General features: G+C 63.9%; 11 protein-coding genes and 1 tRNA gene. 9 read left to right on the plus strand and 3 right to left on the minus strand.

Annotation, left to right across the window (positions count from 1 at the left end; genetic code table 11):
• Positions 1-63 precede the first annotated feature (63 nt).
• The 9 genes from ACODSK_RS25460 to ACODSK_RS25500 all read left to right on the plus strand — a co-directional run bounded on the left by ACODSK_RS25460 (position 64) and on the right by ACODSK_RS25500 (position 10,529).
• Positions 64-1,065 carry a CDP-6-deoxy-delta-3,4-glucoseen reductase gene (locus ACODSK_RS25460; RefSeq protein WP_489019864.1) on the plus strand — a complete coding sequence of 334 codons (1,002 nt, stop codon included), beginning with the start codon at positions 64-66 and terminating at the stop codon, positions 1,063-1,065.
• A gap of 325 nt (positions 1,066-1,390) precedes the next feature.
• Complete coding sequence (locus tag ACODSK_RS25465) at positions 1,391-3,016, plus strand: methyl-accepting chemotaxis protein (protein WP_489019865.1); 1,626 nt, start codon at positions 1,391-1,393, stop codon at positions 3,014-3,016.
• 268 nt (positions 3,017-3,284) lie between these two features.
• Entirely contained in the window at positions 3,285-4,055 is a 771-nt protein-coding gene (locus tag ACODSK_RS25470; protein ID WP_489019866.1) for an autoinducer binding domain-containing protein, read from the plus strand.
• Positions 4,056-5,778: 1,723 nt separating this feature from the next.
• The gene (locus ACODSK_RS25475; RefSeq protein WP_489019874.1) at positions 5,779-6,429 is read left to right on the plus strand and encodes a methyl-accepting chemotaxis protein; all 651 of its coding nucleotides are present in this window, start codon (positions 5,779-5,781) and stop codon (positions 6,427-6,429) included.
• 191 nt (positions 6,430-6,620) lie between these two features.
• Positions 6,621-6,694 (plus strand) — tRNA-Cys (locus ACODSK_RS25480).
• A 243-nt stretch (positions 6,695-6,937) separates the two neighbouring features.
• Entirely contained in the window at positions 6,938-7,075 is a 138-nt protein-coding gene (locus ACODSK_RS25485) for a hypothetical protein (protein WP_489019867.1), read from the plus strand.
• A 127-nt stretch (positions 7,076-7,202) separates the two neighbouring features.
• Positions 7,203-7,403, plus strand: coding sequence for a hypothetical protein (locus ACODSK_RS25490; protein WP_489019868.1), 201 nt, complete (start codon positions 7,203-7,205; stop codon positions 7,401-7,403).
• 142 nt (positions 7,404-7,545) lie between these two features.
• On the plus strand, positions 7,546-8,160 hold the full coding sequence (locus ACODSK_RS25495) for a hypothetical protein (protein WP_489019869.1): 615 nt from the start codon (positions 7,546-7,548) through the stop codon (positions 8,158-8,160).
• 149 nt (positions 8,161-8,309) lie between these two features.
• Entirely contained in the window at positions 8,310-10,529 is a 2,220-nt protein-coding gene (locus tag ACODSK_RS25500; protein ID WP_489019870.1) for a GAF domain-containing hybrid sensor histidine kinase/response regulator, read from the plus strand.
• A gap of 298 nt (positions 10,530-10,827) precedes the next feature.
• On the opposite strand, the gene ACODSK_RS25505 is transcribed toward ACODSK_RS25500, so the two are convergent.
• The 3 genes from ACODSK_RS25505 to mexE are packed head-to-tail and all read right to left on the minus strand — an operon-like array spanning position 10,828 to position 16,688.
• Positions 10,828-12,255 carry an efflux transporter outer membrane subunit gene (locus ACODSK_RS25505; protein ID WP_489019871.1) on the minus strand — a complete coding sequence of 476 codons (1,428 nt, stop codon included), beginning with the start codon at positions 12,253-12,255 and terminating at the stop codon, positions 10,828-10,830.
• Complete coding sequence (locus ACODSK_RS25510; protein ID WP_489019872.1) at positions 12,252-15,431, minus strand: efflux RND transporter permease subunit; 3,180 nt, start codon at positions 15,429-15,431, stop codon at positions 12,252-12,254. The genes ACODSK_RS25505 and ACODSK_RS25510 overlap by 4 nt, the downstream gene beginning before the upstream one ends.
• A gap of 12 nt (positions 15,432-15,443) precedes the next feature.
• Complete coding sequence (gene mexE, locus ACODSK_RS25515; RefSeq protein ID WP_489019873.1) at positions 15,444-16,688, minus strand: multidrug efflux RND transporter periplasmic adaptor subunit MexE; 1,245 nt, start codon at positions 16,686-16,688, stop codon at positions 15,444-15,446.
• Positions 16,689-16,899 lie beyond the last annotated feature (211 nt).

Here is a 16,899-nt window from a genome sequence, read left to right on the forward strand (position 1 = left end):
CACAGGTCCTGCATGCACCGGGCCTGTGGGGCTGGCTCAAAAACACTGCAAGAGGCCCAGACCATGACGTACACCCTGAATATCCAGCCGGTCGGCCTGAGCTGCCCGGTCACCCCTGACCAGACCATCCTCGACGCCGCCCTGGCCGATGGCCTGATGCTCAAGCACAGCTGCCGCACCGGCACCTGTGGCAGTTGCAAGGGCCGCGTGCAGAGCGGCGAGGTCGATCACGGCGATAGCCCGCTGGACGTGCTCAGCCCGGCCGAGCGCGAGCGGGGCCTGGCCCTGTTCTGCTGCGCGCGGGCCAGGTCCGACCTGGTGATCGACGCCCCCGAAGTCACCGAGCTGCGCGGCATCAGCATCCAGCAGATGGGCGTGCGCGTCGCCAGCATCGACAAGGTCAGCCATGACGTCGCTGTATTGCGCCTGATGCTGGCACCAGGGAGTGCCTTCAACTACTTCCCCGGCCAGTACGTGCAGGTGCTGCTCAAGGACGGCAGCCGGCGCAGCTATTCCATGGCCACCGCCGCCGCCCGCGAGCAGCAACTGGAACTGCATATCCGCCATATGCCTGGCGGGGTGTTCAGCGGGCATGTGTTCAATGCCCTGCAACCCAAGGCGATCCTGCGCATGGAGGGGCCGTTTGGTTCGTTCTTCCTCCGTGAGGGCGAGGCGCCCATGGTGTTTCTTGCCAGCGGCACCGGCTTTGCGCCGATCCAGGCGTTGCTCGAACAGTTGCGCGAGCAGGGCAACCGGCGGCCCGTCTACCTCTATTGGGGCGGGCGGCGGCGTGAGGACCTGTACCGGCATGCGCAGTTGCTGGCCTGGGAAGCGGAGTTGCCTTGGTTGCGCTATACGCCGGTGTTATCCGAGCCGACCGAGGCCTGCGATTGGCAGGGGGCGACCGGTTTTGTGCATCGCCAGGTGATGCAGGATTTCCACAGCCTCAAGGGCTTCGAGGTGTATGCCTGCGGGGCGCCGATCGTGGTCGATTCGGCAAGGCGCGAGTATGTGGTGGAGCGGGGGTTGCTGGAGGCCGATTTTTACGCCGATGCCTTTGTGTAGTGCTTGAAGGCCTCATCGCTGGCAATGCCAGCTCCCACAGGATTCGCGGTGCACACAATAACTGTGGGAGCTGGCGTTGCCAGCGATGAGGCCCAGGAGAACACTACAAGGCTGTTTGCCATCATATAGCCACTTCCGTAGAATGCCTTCCCCATAAATCGGGCTTCCGACCTGACTAGAAATGACCGCCCTGCGCGGCAAAAGCCTTTGTGTGCACCACGCCCTCAGTCGCCGGCGCCGTCGCGCCGTGCCCGTGGGCTCCAAGGCTTTATCCGCCTGGCCACTGGACACCCCCAGGCCGGCGCGGACATTCGAGGAACGGTCAATGCGGGTCAGAAATCTCTCCATCGGCGCCAGAGCCGGGTTCGCTTTCGCAATCCTGGCGGTGCTTGTAGTGCTGCTGGGCGCGGTCGCCATTTTCGAAGCGGAGAAAATGGATTCCTCGACCAAGAAGATCACCGGCTACTGGCAACCGGGCAGCCATGCCCTGGCCGAGGTCGGCCTGGCCCTCGGTCGGGTACGCGCGCTGACGCTGCGCTCGATCCTGCTGCGCGATGCCGAAGAGCGCCAGCACACCCTGGACATGATCAGCGAGCGCCAGCAGCAGATCAGCAAGAACCTCAAGTCCTACCAGGACGCCATCGACACCGCGCGCAACCGCGAGCTGTTCGAGGCGTTCACGGCGGCCTATGGCAAGTACTCCGAACAGCAGGCGTTGCTGCTCGACGCAGTGCGCGCCGAGCACCCCGACCAGGCCACCGACCTGCTCAACGGGCCGATCGTGGGCTACGCCGACGAGATGATGAACGACCTCAGCAACCTGATCCGCTACAACTACGATGGCCTGGTGGAGTCGGGCCGGGTCAGCGGCGAGGCCTACGACCGCGCCGTGGTGATCATGGCCGTGACCCTGGCGGTGATCCTGCTGAGCATGATCGCCATCGCCGCCGTGCTGACCCGCAGCATCGTCCTGCCGCTGCATGAGGCGGTGGTGGTCGCCGACCGGGTGTCCCATGGCGACCTGACCCAGGAAATCAATGTCTACGGCAAGGACGAGCCGGCGCTGCTGCTGGAGTCGATGCGCACCATGCAGGAACGCCTGCGCACCACCATCCGCCAGATCGCCGAGTCCTCCGACCGCCTGGCCTCCGCTTCGGAGGAGCTGCACGCGGTCACCGACGACACCAGCCGCGGCCTGTTGCAACAAAGTGCCGAGATCGAGCAGGCGGCCACTGCGGTCAACGAGATGACCGCTGCCGTCGAGGAAGTCGCCGGCAACGCGGTGACCACTTCCGATGCCTCGCGTCGCGCCGACGACACCACCCAGCATGGCCGGGCCCAGGTCGACCAGGCCCTGGCGTCGATCCAGAACCTGGTCAGCGATGTCGGCGAGACCGCCCAGGAAGTCGAGGACCTGGCCAATCACGTCAACGACATCAGCCGGGTACTCGATGTGATCGGCTCCATCGCCGACCAGACCAACCTGCTGGCCCTCAACGCGGCCATCGAAGCGGCACGGGCCGGGGAGGCGGGGCGTGGTTTCGCCGTGGTCGCCGATGAAGTGCGCGCCCTGGCGCACCGCACCCAGCAGTCCACCGAGGAAATCGAGCAGATGATCGGCGGCGTGCAGGCCGGCACCCATCGTGCGGTCAGCACCATGCACAGCAGCCAGAGCCAGGCCAGCCAGACCCTGGTGGTAGCCCAGGCGGCGGACGAGGCGCTGAAGGTCATCGCCGAGGCCATCGCCTCGATCAACGAGCGCAACCTGGTGATCGCCAGTGCCTCGGAAGAGCAGGCGTCGGTGGCGCGGGAAGTCGACCGCAACCTGGTGAATATCCGCGACCTGTCGATGCAGACCTCGGCGGGGGCGAACCAGACCAATGCCGCGAGCCAGGAACTGTCGCGGCTGGCGGTCGAGCTGAACATGATGATTTCCAAGTTCAAGGTCTGACTGCTGCCGGGGCCGCAAGGCGGCCCCGGTGTTGTCCCCCCCAAGCGCTGAAAGTTCAACTCGCCCGACGTTCGGTCGCTGCGCCGTGCTCTCGCTGAAACAGTTGATCCAGAGCCTTTTCGTCCTTTTCAGCATGCTTTCGATATATATCCAAAAGCCTGTTGTGGCCGCTTCGCCTCGCCACTAGCCTCAACCTGCTACCGCTCTATCCATCTGCCACCCAAGCGCATCCGGGAGGGACCCTCGCGCTGACTACAAGAGGTGCACCATGCCGTTCAGTGCCGACGTATTGAATGTTTTGGCACGAGAAGTCTCTCCCAATCTGCGTTTTGGCATGCTGCACGGCTTGATCGTGCAGTTGGGATTCGATTTCTTCGGATTCACCTGCTGGACCAGCTTCGACCCGCGACCGTTGCTGTGGAGCACCTGGCCGGCGGGCTGGATCCAGCGTTACAGATCGAGCAAGTACATGGACATCGATCCGCGCATCGAGCACTGCCGCCGATCGATCCTGCCGATCTCCTGGAATGAAGGGTTCTTTCGTGCCGCCCCCGGCCTGTGGGATGACGCCCAGGCGTTCGGGCTGTGCCATGGCTGGTCCCAGGGGGCGCATTCGGAAGGGGTGTTCAGCATCCTCGACGTGGCGCGCGAGCAGGGCCCGATTTCCGACGAGGAATGGTACGAGAAGGCCGGGCAGGTCCTGCTGTTGTGCAACCTGATCCATATGCAGCAGGTCGACGACCTCAAGCGCCGCATCGAGGACCTGCACCTGACCACCCGCGAGATCGAGGTGCTGCACTGGTCGGCCATCGGCAAGACCGCCGAGGAAGTGGCCGACATCCTTCACCTGTCGGAATCGACGGTGAACTTCCACTCGCGCAATACCATCGTCAAGCTCGGCGTGCAGAACAAGGTGGCGGCCATCGCCCGGGCAGCGCAATTGGGCTTGTTCATCAACCACGAAGAACGACGGGTGAGCGACGAACCAACCCCCTATAGCCGCCGGGCGAGCGATTGGGCCCTGGCCTCCGGTGCCTGAGCTAACTCATTGAAATTGCACTGTTATGACAATCCTGATGGCGAGCCTGCCCCCCTTTGGGGCAAATTGCCCCGGGCTAATCAGGAACGAATCGCATTTATCTGCCGGGCGATGGCAGAAAGCCAGTTTTATAGGTCAATTCGTTAGCTAGCTTTGCTCTTGGCCTGTTAGTTGCCTCTCCAAACTCAAAACAATGTCGCCATTGGAGAGGTCTATGTCGCTATCAAGCAACTCCATGCATTTATCCGGTGAAGAACGCCGCTGGCTGCCGTGGTTCGGCAAGACCGGCAAGCTGGCCATGGGCTGGGCCTGTCGGGTCAACCGTACGGCCTATCCGGTCATCGAACAGACCTTCGAAGCCATCGCCGAAACCCGGGTCAAGCTGCTCAATGGCTGGGCTCTGGAGCAGTGGGAGCATCTCGCCGAGCTGGCTCAGGGCCTGGGCGACCTCACCGGTGTCGATAGCCAGGCCCTGCAAGACAAACTGCAGCAGGCCGAGGACTTCTCCGAGCTCTTTGTCGTCGACACGGCGGGCATGCTGCTGGCGTCGACCTGGAACGGCACCCAGCCGCGCGCGCTCAATCCCGCAGCCCTGGCCGAGGGCCTGAAGGCGCCTTTTCTCCACGGCCCCTACAGCGATCCGCTGACCCTGGCCATCGGTCCGTCGTCGTCGCGCTTCCACGACGAAGTCACGCTGATGTTCTACCAGCCGCTGAAAGTCGCTGGAAAAACCCTCGGCTGCCTGTGCGGGCGGGTGCCCAACGATGTGCTGGGCGACCTGATCCAGCGCGAGGCCGGGCATATCTTTGCCGAGTCGGGGGACAACTACCTGTTCATGGTCCAGTCGCGCTTCGACCGCAATTTGCAGCCGGGAGTGGCGCTGTCGCGCTCGCGCTTCGAGGACGGCACCTTCAGCCACGGCGAGAACCTCAAGAGTGGCGTGCACACCCGCTGGAAAACCGTGCAGGTGCAGCGCCACACCGAGCTGGAACTGCGCTTCACCGACCCGGCCACCCAGCAACTGCACCCCGGTGTGCGGGAAACCATCCGCAACGGCTCGAACCTGTTCGTCACCTACCCGGGCTACTCCGACTACCGGCATATCCCGGTGGTGGGCAAGGGCGTGACCTTTCAACTGCCGGGCTCGCCGGACCGCTGGGGCATGATGTGCGAGGCCGACCTGGAAGAGGTCTATCGCCGTCGCTCCCTCAGCTACGGGTTGATGAAGCCCTACCTGGCCACGATGCTCGGGCTGTTTGCCTGCAACTATGGGGTGCAGCACTACAGCGGCCTGCCGCAGCACCTGATCGACCTCTGCGAAGCTGGCAGTCTGCTGATCGCCGCCGTGGTCTTCAGCACCGTCGGGCCGAAACGCCTGGCGGCTCGGCTCACGGAAATGACCGGGGTGATCCGCACCATTGCCGAAGGCGAGGGCAACCTGCGCCAGCGCCTCGATCCAACGCGCATGGCCAATGACGAAACCGGCGATATGGGGCGCTGGATCAACAGCTTCATCGACCACCTCGACTCGGTGGTGGGGCAGGTGGTCAAGGCCAGCCATAGCGTCGGCACCACCAACCAGATGATGATCGGCCGCAGCCGCAAGGCCAGCAGCACTTCCATGGAAGTGGCCGACGCGGTGCACCGGATGATGGTCATCGTCGAAGAGCAGCTTGGCGAAATCCAGCAGGCTTCCGCCGGGGCGGAGCAAATGAAGCAGGCCATGGACGAAGTGGTCGAGCGTGCCCGCGAGCAGTTCCTCACCGTGCAGCAGGGCACCCAATCGATCCGCGACGTGGTCGAGCGCTCGGCCTCCAGCGTGCAGTTGCTCGACAGTCGCATGGCGGAGATCGGCAAGATCAGCGGCCTGATCAGCGACATCACCAACCAGACCAACCTGCTTGCGCTCAATGCTGCCATCGAGGCGGCCAGGGCAGGGGAGCATGGTCGTGGTTTCGCCGTGGTCGCCGACGAAGTGCGCAGCCTGGCCGCGCGCACCTCCAGCGCTGCCGAGGAGATCCGGGTCACGGTGGAAAGCCTGCAAGGTGAAACCCGCAAGGCGGTGGGCTTCATGGAGGATGGCGTGAACAACGTCGACCAAAGCCTGGGGCTCGCCGAGCAGGCCTCGTCGGAAAACGTGCAATTGCACCAGGCGGTGGAAAACATGTTCCACATCATCCAGCAGCTCAACCAGCGCAGCCTGGATTACGGCCGGACCATCAAGGAAGTCGACCAGTCCTCGCTGGAGATGCACCAGACCGTCAACGTCCTCCACGCCAGCGCGGAAACGGTCAGGCTCAATGCCAACAAGCTGCAGAAACTGGTCGGCCTGTTCGAAGTCACCCGCACCAACGGCCAGCGCGAGGCCGCCTGACGGCAAAGCCAGGCAGCAGGGCGGTTTCCAGGCGAAAACCGTCCCGCTTCCCGAGCAGAAACTTTTTTTAAATCAGGGGGTTGCCAGCATGGGGGAATATGGACATAATGGCGTCCATCGAAAGCGACGAGAAATAAAAAACTCAACGTTTTCAACGAGTTAGAGAAATCGAAAGATTTCAAAGCTCATGAGGCCGAGTAGCAAAGTGGTTATGCTCCGGATTGCAAATCCGTCTACGCCGGTTCGATTCCGACCTCGGCCTCCACTATTCAAAGCCCCGCAGATTAACGTCTGCGGGGCTTTTTAGTTTGCGCAGAAAAGTCTGATCATTTCCGCAGGGTGGATCACCGTTTCCGCATCAACCAATGATTTGGTGGGGACTGACAATCCCGCAGCCGGGCTCTCTCCATTAAAGAAGACAGACGGCCCAAACCTCATTGAAATATTGAGTTACATCCACAGTCAAAACCTGTGCAGTGCCAGGTTTCTCCTGGCTGGAGATCACTCGATGAAACGCACAACCGCTTGGCTGGCAATCGCATCCGCCGTCCTCCTCCTCAATGGCTGCTGGCCGTATTGGCATGACGGCCACCATCACCGCCACTACTACGATGGCTATCACGGTGGCCAGGAATACCACCGCTAATGATCCTGCAGGAAACTCCCACCCGTACCCACGGCGCTCCCGCAACCACGGACGACAGCGGGCAGCGCTGCGTGCAGGCAACCATGTACCATGTGCGGCCCTGTCCAAATGATTCCGGGGAGTGGAAGTGAGAGGCCTGGAAAAATTCGTATCGCTGCGTTTTGTCCTGCTGCTGGTGTTCATCGCCCTGGGCGCAGCGTTGCACGAGGCCGGCAAGGTCGGCTTCTGGGGGATGCTGGCGATCATGATGCTGCCGAATGTCTTTTTCGCCGTGTTGCGCGCCAGAACCGCCCGGGCGACGAACCCGTCTGGAACGCCGAAAAATTAAACTTTTCGGCCCGTTCATGAACGGAAAGTTAATTCCGTCACGCTTTAGATGAAGATTGCTTTGTTCGCCAATCTTTCATTTGTCAGGCATTGGGGCGCTGGCTAGTTTTTCCTGCACGAGTCACTTTGCAGGAAGCAAAGACATGGGGCAGGCGCGCCAACGCAAGTTGCAGGCAGAAAAGTTTGAAGCACTGGATCGGACATGGCTGCTGTCGCTTTCGAGCGACGAGCGGCAGGTTGTCGAGGTAGCCAGCAGGATCCATCAGAAGCTGGTGATGGAAGGCGGCATGTGGGGTGGTTGTTATCACCTGTCGTTCTTCCTTAAACGCTATTTGAAGAAGCAACGCAATATCGAGGTCGATGTGATCGTCGGCTGGGTTGGCGAGGACTCCTGGCAGGGTGTTGCCTCCCATGCCTGGGTCGAGCTCGGCGGGCGCAAGGTCGATATGGCCCTGAGCCGCACCGAGGATCCGCAGACCCTGCCCACCGGCAGTTTCATCCTGCTCGACCGGGTCCTGCTGCAGGGCATGGCCGATTATCGTTACTACCGGGAAATCCCCGAGCATGCCAAGGAGGCGCTGATCCAGCTGGCCCTGGCGCCGGGCACGGCTGCCACCTCGCGGTTGGCCCGCCAGCGTCATCGGCAGATGTTGGCCATGGTCGATGACGAAACCGCGATCGATCAGTACCTGGCCTCGGTCGCCGGCGGGATGGACTATTGCAACCTCGCCTTGCTGGCCGGCCTGTCGCTGGAGTGAGCGACTGCCTGGAGCCTGCGTTTTTCGTAGCCTGTGATAGGGTTATGGCTAATCGCCAGTGAACTTTCCTGGGTGGTGTGCAATCTACCGTCGCCATCGATACCCGGTGTACCCGCATTGCGCGAGCCCCCACCCGCAGGAAACGACACATGAACCAATGGCTCCAGGCTGTGGGCGAAATGGCCGAACGGATTCGCCGCTACGACTGGGCCGCGACCTCCCTCGGGCCGATGGCAGATTGGCCCGAGGTGCTCAAGACCACGGTGTCCCTGTGCCTCGACTCCAGCTTTCCCCAGGCGGTGATGTGGGGTGACGACCTTATCACCCTGCACAACGATGCCTTCATTCCGATTCTCGGTAACAAGCCGTCGGCGCTGGGCGTTCCGTTCGGCGAGGTGTGGCACGAGGTCTGGGACGATATCCGGCCTATTGCGCAGCAGGCCCTCGCTGGCAAAGCCACCTACATCGAGCACTTTCCTCTGAGCGTCGAGCGTAGCGGCAGTCCGGAGCAGGCCTGGTTCACCTTCTGCTACAGCCCGATCCGCGACGGCAGGGGGAGGGTGGTGGGCATGCTGGATACGGTCACCGAAACCACCGAGACGGTCCTGGCCAATCGCAAGCTGGGCTTTCTCGATGATTTGTCCCGGGCAACCGCCCATGTCACCGATCCCGATGCGGTGATGGCCGTCACCACGCGCCTGCTGGGCGAACACCTGAATCTGTCGAGTTGTTCCTATGCCGATATGGATGCCGATCAGGATGGCCTGACCGTGCGTGGCGAGTGGGCTGCGGCGCAAAGCCGTGGTTTGCCCCGGCGCAACCGCCTGAGCGTCTTTGGCCAGGTGGCCACGACCCGGCTCGGCGCCGGCAAGCCTGTGCGGATCAACACCCTGGACGAGCTGGAGCCCGCCGACGCTGCGGTGTTGCGCGAGCTGCATATCGCCGCGACCCTGTGCATGCCACTGGTCAAGGACGGGCGCCTGACTGCGCTGATGGCCGTGCACGACAGTGCTCCGCGGCGCTGGTCGCGCTATGAGCAGGCGCTGCTGGCGGAGGTGGCGCAGCGCTGCTGGGCACATATAGAACGCTCGCGTGCCGAGGTCCGCCTGCGCGAGTTGAAGGCCGGTCTGGAGGAGCGTGTCGAGCTGATGGTGGCGCGCTACAAGGCTGAAGTCAGTGAGCATCATGAAGCGCGCAAGATGGAAACCATCGGCCAGCTCAGCGGTGGCATCGCCCACGACTTCAACAACCTGCTGACGCCGATCATGGGCACCCTCGAACTGATCCGCCGACGCCTCCCCGACGACCGTTCGCAGGTCCTGGTCGAGGGCGCACTGCATGCGGCGGAGCGGGCGCGCAGCCTGGTCGGGCGCCTGCTGACCTTTGCCCGGCGCCAGACTCTCAAGCCCCAGCCCGTCGATCTGCAGAGCCTGGTCAGCGGCATGGGCGAACTGATCGAGCGCTCACTGGGGCCGCGCATCGAGGTGCTCGTCGATATTCCTGCCGGCTTGCCGACCTTGCTGGTCGACCCTCATCAGCTGGAACTGGCGCTGCTCAACCTGGCCCTCAACGCTCGCGATGCCATGGGCAGTGGTGGTCGCCTGGAGATTGCAGCGGCGGAAGAAGAGGTGGCCGGCGGGCGGGTCAAGGGTCTGCTGGCCGGGCGTTACATCTGCGTCACGGTCAGCGACAACGGCAGCGGAATGAGCCTGGAAACCCTCAAGCGCTGCATGGAGCCCTTCTATTCCACCAAGGGCATCGACCGTGGTACCGGCTTGGGCCTGGCCACGGTGCAGGGTCTGGCCATGCAATCCGGCGGTGGTATCGACATCGTGTCGCAGGAGGGAGAGGGCACCCGGGTCAGCCTGTGGCTGCCGATCACTGCTGAGCCGGTGCAAGATGAAGAACCCTTGGTCGAAGCGGGTAGCGTTGCCAGCGAGTGTCAACTGCTGCTTGTGGATGATGACGAGCGGGTGCGAGAGACCACTGCCTTGCAACTGCGCGAACTGGGCTACCGGGTGATCGAGGTGGACTCGGCGAGTGCGGCCCTGCAACGGATTGCCGAAGGTGTGCAGGTCGATGTGCTTATCACCGACCAGTTGATGCCCGGAAAGACCGGCCTTGAGCTGGCTGGGGAACTGCGTGAGCAACTCCCCGGTCTGCCGGTGCTGATCATCACCGGCTATGCCAATCTGGCGCCGGAGCAGTTGCACGGTTTTGCGATACTGGCCAAGCCGTTTCGCGAGCGAGAGTTGGCGGCGGCGCTGATCAGGTTGCTGGAAGGGCCAGCCACAGCACTTGTGCTCGACCCTGTGGGAGCTGGCCTTGTCAGCGATGAGGCCCGCAACAACACAGCCCAGCCAGATTGATGTCGAGGCCGCCGGTCTCATCGTCGGCAAGCCGACTCCCACAGGGTTATGGGTCAGCCACAGCATCTGCACTCGGCGCGGTCCAGGTAGGAGCAGCTTTAGCTGCGATGCATCGCGCAGCCGGGCTTGGTCATGGGCTCGTGCTGGATGGTTTCGGGACCGCTGATGCGGTCCTTCGCAGCTAAAGCAGCTCCCACCGGGACCGCGTCGGCCGTCGGTACACCCCATAAAAAAGCCCCGCTAGGCTTGCGCCGGCGGGGCAAAAAGGTCGGCGTGAACCAACCAAAGGAGCCTTGTTTCACCTGGCCGCGACGGTCTCCGTCTGCCAGCCACCACCGAGTGCCTTGTAGATGGCGACGATGCCGCGATACAGCTCGACCTCGCCCTGGGCCTGGGCGTCTTCCGCCGCCAGGCGCTCGCGCTCGGCATCCAGCAGCACCAGGTAGTCCACCGTGCCTTCGCGGTAGCGGATCGAGGCCAGCTCGGCGGCCTTGCGGCTGGCGTCGCTCTGCTTGAGCAGCGAGAGCAGGCGTTGCTGGCGCTTGCCGTAGTCGCTGAAGGCGTTTTCCGATTCTTCCAGGGCCAGCAGCACCTGTTGCTCATAGGTTGCCAGCGCGCCTTCGGCCTCGGCGTTGGCGCCCCGCAGGCGGGCGCGCACACTGCCGAGGTCGAACGCCGCCCAGGTGATGCTCGGGCCGAGGGCCCAGGCCGAGGCGGCCGACGAGCCGATCTGCGAACCACGCCCGGCGGTGAAGCCGAGGAAGCCGCTGAGGCTGACCCGTGGGAACAGGTCGGCAGTGGCCACGCCGACATTGGCCGTGGCCGCCGCCAGTTGGCGTTCGGCGCGGCGGATATCCGGACGGCGTTGCAGCAGCTCGCCCGGATCACCCACCGGCAGCGCCTTGGCAATCGCCGGCAACTGCTTTGGCGACAGGTCGACGCTTAGCGCGTCGGGACGCTGGCCGAGCAGGGTGGCGATGCGATTGCGTGCCCGCACCTGTTCAGCCTGCAACTGCGGCACGCTGGCCTCGACTGCGGCCAGGCGGGCATCGGCGCGGACCACATCCAGCTCGTTGCCCACCCCGGCATCGCGCAGGGTTTCGGTGATGCCACGGGAATCCTGCTGGGTCTTCAGGTTGGCCAGGGCGATCTTCTCGCGCAGCTGGGCGCCGCGCAGTTGGCCGTAGGCGTCCACCAGTTCGGCGATCAGGCTGACCTGCAACTGCTGCAGGTCGGCCTGGGCCGCGGCTTCCTGGGCTTCGCTGGCTTCCAGTTGGCGCTGGATGCGGCCGAACAGGTCCAGTTCCCAGGCCATGTCCAGGCCCAGGTCGTAGCGCTCGCTATTGACCCGGTCCTCGGTCTGGCCGGGAATCTGGCCCTTGCCGAGGTTGCTGCTGGCACGGCTGGTCACGGTGGGGAGGGCGTCGTTGTCGACGTCTTCGCGGATCGAGCGCGCGGCCTTGAGGCGGGCGAAGGCTACCCGCAGGTCACGGTTGCCGTTGAGCGACTGGCTCACCAACTGGTCCAGCACCGGGTCTTCGAACTGGTGCCACCAGGCGCTTTCGAAGCGGTTGCGGTCCAGGCCGGCCTGGCCGTCGGCGGCGGCCAGGTGGGCGGCGGCGGTGTCCGGGGTCTTGTAGTCCGGGCCCACGGCGCAGGCGCTCAGGGCCAGCACCAGCAGGCTCGGCAGCCACAATTTGCTTGCAGTCATCGATACGCGGTTCATGCGTGTTTCTCCAGCGTCGGCAGCCGCGCGGCCTTGCGCGCCTGGCTGCGTTCGACGTAACGACGGATCAGAACAAAGAACACCGGGGTCAGCAGCAGGCCGAAGATGGTCACCCCGATCATCCCGGAGAACACCGCCACGCCCATGGCATGACGCATTTCCGCACCGGCACCGGAGGAGAACACCAGCGGTACCACACCCATGATGAAAGCGAACGAGGTCATCAGGATCGGCCGCAGACGCAGGCGGCAGGCTTCCAATACCGCAGCCAGCGGGTCGAGCCCTTCGGCTTGCTTGTCCTTGGCGAACTCGACGATCAGGATCGCGTTCTTGCACGCCAGCCCCACCAATACGATCAAGCCGATCTGGGTGAAGATGTTGTTGTCGCCACCGGACAGGATCACCCCGGTAATCGCCGACAGCAGGGTCATCGGCACGATCAGGATCACCGCCAGCGGCAGGCTCCAGCTTTCGTACTGGGCGGCCAGCACCAGGAAGGCCAGCAGCACGCAGAGCGGGAAGACGAACAGCGCGGTGTTACCGGCAAGGATCTGCTGGTAGGTCAGCTCGGTCCATTCGAAGGTCATGCCGTTGGGCAGTTCTTCCTTCAACAGTTTCTCCATGGCTTTTTCCGCCTGGCCGGAGCTGTAGCCCGGGGCTGCGGCACCGTTGATCTCGGCGGTGATGAAGCCGTTGTAGTGCATCACGCGGTCAGGCCCGGAGGTGTCGCTGACCTTGATGAAGGTCGCCAGCGGGATCATCTCGCCCTGGTTGTTGCGTACCTTCAACTGGCCGATCTGCTCGGCGTCGAGGCGGAACTGCTGCTCGGCCTGGACGTTGACCTGGTAGGTGCGGCCAAAGCGGTTGAAGTCGTTGGCGTACAGCGAACCCAGGTAGATCTGCAGGGTGTCGAAGATATCGTTGATCGCCACGCCGTGGGTCTTGGCCTTCTCGCGGTCGATGGCGGCATCCACCTGCGGCACGTTGACCTGGTAGCTGGTGAACAGCCCGGCCAGCTCCGGCACGTTGTGGCTCTTGGCGATGACGTTCTGCACTTCCTTGTACAGCGCTTCGTAACCCAGGTTGCCGCGGTCCTCGATCTGCAGGCGGAAACCGCCGATGGTGCCCAGCCCCTGTACCGGCGGCGGCGGGAAGATGGCGATGTAGGCGTCCTGGATATCGGCGAACTGCGCGTTCAGCGCGGCGGCGATGGCGCCGGCCGACTGGCTCGGGTCCTTGCGCTCGTCGAACGGCTTGAGCGGGGTGAACACGATGCCGCTGTTCGGGCTGTTGGTGAAACCGTTGATCGACAGGCCGGGGAAGGCTACCGAGTCGGCCACGCCAGGTTGCTTCAGGGCGATCTCGCTCATCTTCTTGATCACCGCCTCGGTGCGGTCGAGGCTGGCCGCGTCCGGCAACTGGGCGAAGGCCACCAGGTACTGCTTGTCCTGGGCCGGAACGAAGCCGGTCGGGGTGGACGAGAAGCCGAGGTAGGTCAGGCCCATCAAGCCGGCGTAGACGAACAGCGCCACGCCGCTGCGGCGGATGACCCGGCCGACGGTGCCGACATAGCTATGGCTGGCACGCTCGAAGAAGCGGTTGAATGGACGGAACAGCCAGCCACCCAGAAGGCGCTCCAGCAGCAGGGAGAAACGGTCCTTCGGCTCGTGATGGCCCTTGAGCAATACGGCAGCCAGGGCCGGCGACAGGGTCAGCGAGTTGAAGGCCGAGATCACCGTGGAAATCGCGATGGTCAGGGCGAACTGCTTGTAGAACTGCCCGGTAAGACCGGAGATGAACGCGGCCGGCACGAACACCGCGCACAGCACCAGGGCGGTGGCGATGATCGGCCCGGTCACTTCGCCCATGGCCTTTTGCGTGGCTTCCAGCGGCTTGAGGCCGAGCTCGATATTACGCTCGACGTTCTCTACCACGACGATGGCGTCGTCCACCACGATACCGATGGCCAACACCAGGCCGAACAGCGACAGGGCGTTGAGCGAGAAGCCGAACAGGTGCATGACCGCGAAGGTACCGATCAGCGACACCGGTACGGCCACCAGCGGGATGATCGAGGCGCGCCAGGTCTGCAGGAACAGGATCACCACCAGCACCACGAGAATCAGCGCTTCGAACAGGGTATGCACCACCGCCTCGATCGAGCCGCGAACGAACACGGTCGGGTCGTAGACGATGCTGTAGTCCATGCCTTCGGGGAAGCTCTGCTTCAGCTCGGCCATCTTCGCCCGCACTTCGTCGGAGATCTCGATGGCGTTGGAGCCGGGACGCTGGAAGATCGGGATGGCCACCGCCGGCTGGTTGTTCAGCAGCGAACGCAGGGCGTACTGGCTGGAGCCCAACTCGACGCGAGCGATGTCCTTCAGGCGAGTGATCTCGCCGTCACTGCCTGCGCGAATGATGATGTTCTCGAACTCTTCCTCGCTGACCAGACGGCCCTGGGTGTTGACCGACAGCTGGAAGCTGGTGGCATTCGGCGCGGGTGGCGCACCGAGCTGGCCGGCGGCGACCTGGCGGTTCTGTTCGCGAATGGCGGTGACCACGTCGCTGGCGGTCAGGTTGCGCGAGGCGGTCTTGTTCGGATCGAGCCAGACCCGCAGCGAGTAGTCGCCCATGCCGAACAGCTGCACATCGCCGACGCCACCGAGGCGCGCCAGCTCGTCCTTGATGTTGAGGATGGCGTAGTTGGACAGGTAGAGCATGTCGTAGCGGTTATCCGGCGAGGTCAGGTGCACGACCATGGTCAGGTCGGGCGAGGCCTTGTCGACGGTGATACCGATGCGCGTCACTTCCTCCGGCAGCTTGGGCTGGGTCCGGGTCACGCGGTTCTGCACCTGGACCTGGGCGTTGTCCAGGTCGGTACCGAGGGCGAAGGTGATGGTCAGGGTCAGCTTGCCGTCGGCAGTGGACTGCGAGGACATGTACAGCATGTTCTCGACACCGGTGATGGCCTGTTCCAGCGGCGCGGCGACGGTCTCGCCGATCACCTTGGGGTTGGCGCCGGGGAAGTTGGCGCGCACCACCACGGTGGGTGGCACCACTTCCGGGTATTCGCTGATCGGCAACTGGAACAGCGAGATGGCGCCGGCGATCAGGATCAGCAGCGACAGCACGGCGGCGAAGATCGGCCGGGTGATGAAGAACTTGGAAAAATTCATTGTCGTCGTCCCTTAACCGCGTGGGGTCGCGGCGCTGGCGAGCTTGACCGCGGCCTTGCCGTTATCGGCAGGCTGACGGTTGGCGGCTTCCAGGGCCTGGCGCTGTTGGGCGAGGGCAGCGAGGGTGGCTTCGCTGGCCATCGGCGTTTCTTCAGGAGTGACCGGCGAACCGGGGCGAACCCGTTGCAGGCCCTTGACCACGATGCGGTCGTCCTTGCTCAGACCGGAGCGGACGATGCGCAGGCCTTCCAGTTTCGGACCCAGCTCCACCGGGCGGTAGGCCGCGTTGTTGTCCTTGTCCATGACCAGCACGAACTTCTTGCCCAGGTCGGTACCGACCGCTTCGTCGTTGATCAGCATGGCGTCGTAGGTGGCGCTGCCGACCAGCTTCAGACGCGCGTACAGGCCGGGGGTGAACTGGCCGTCGCGGTTGTCGAACACGGCGCGGCCGCGGATGGTGCCGGTCTTCGGGTTGACCTGGTTGTCGACGAAGTTCATCTGGCCCAGGTGCGGGTTGCCGGTTTCGTTGGACAGGCCCAGGTAAACCGGGGTGCTCTGGCCGCGCTGGCCGTCGCGGGCCAGTTGGGTGTACTTGAGGTAGACGCGCTCGTCGGCATCGAAGTAGGCGTAGACGCGATCGGTGGAGACCACGCTGGTCAGCGCGGTGACATCGGCGGTGACGATATTGCCGGCGGTGAACTGGGCGCGGCTGACCCGGCCACTGATCGGTGCCGTGACGCGGGTGAAGCTCAGGTTCAGCTTGGCCAGGTCCAGTTGTGCCTGGATCGCTGCGACGCCGGCACGGGCTTCGGCGGCGGCGCTGGTGCGTGACTCGGCCAGCTCGGCGGAAATCGCGTTGCTGTTGCGCAGGCGTTCGCCGCGCTGGGCTTCGTTTTCCGAGCGGATGGCGGTGGCGCGGGCTTGTTGCAACTGGGCTTCGAGGCGGCGGACCTCGGCCTGGAACGGACGCGGGTCGATCTGGAACAGCAGGTCGCCTTTCTGCACCTGGGCGCCTTCGGTGAAGGCCACCTGGTCGATCTGGCCGGAGACCCGGGGACGGACCTCGACGGTTTCCGGCGCTTCGAGGCGACCGGTGAACTCGTCCCATTCATTGATCGGCTGCTCGATCACCTTGGCCACGCTGACCTTCGGCGCCTGAGGGGCCTGCACGGCTTCCGGGGTACGGCCGCAGGCACTCATTACCAGAAGGGCCAACGCGGCAAGGGGGTAACGCAAGGGTTTGAGTGACTGCTCCATGGAGAACTCCGCCAATGTATTGATAGTGGGCGGATTCTGCGTTCAGGCGCGGGTGGCGACGAATCGAACGAAGCGAAGGTGACTATCACGGGCAATGATAGAAGTCGGGTTTTATCGTCTGGCGTTGATAGTTGGGTGTTGTGTTGTTCATGCGGGCCTCATCGCCGGCAACGCCGGCTCCCACAGGTATCGCGTACACCGCTGAACCTTG

This window comes from Pseudomonas sp. FG98, from assembly GCF_057808595.1.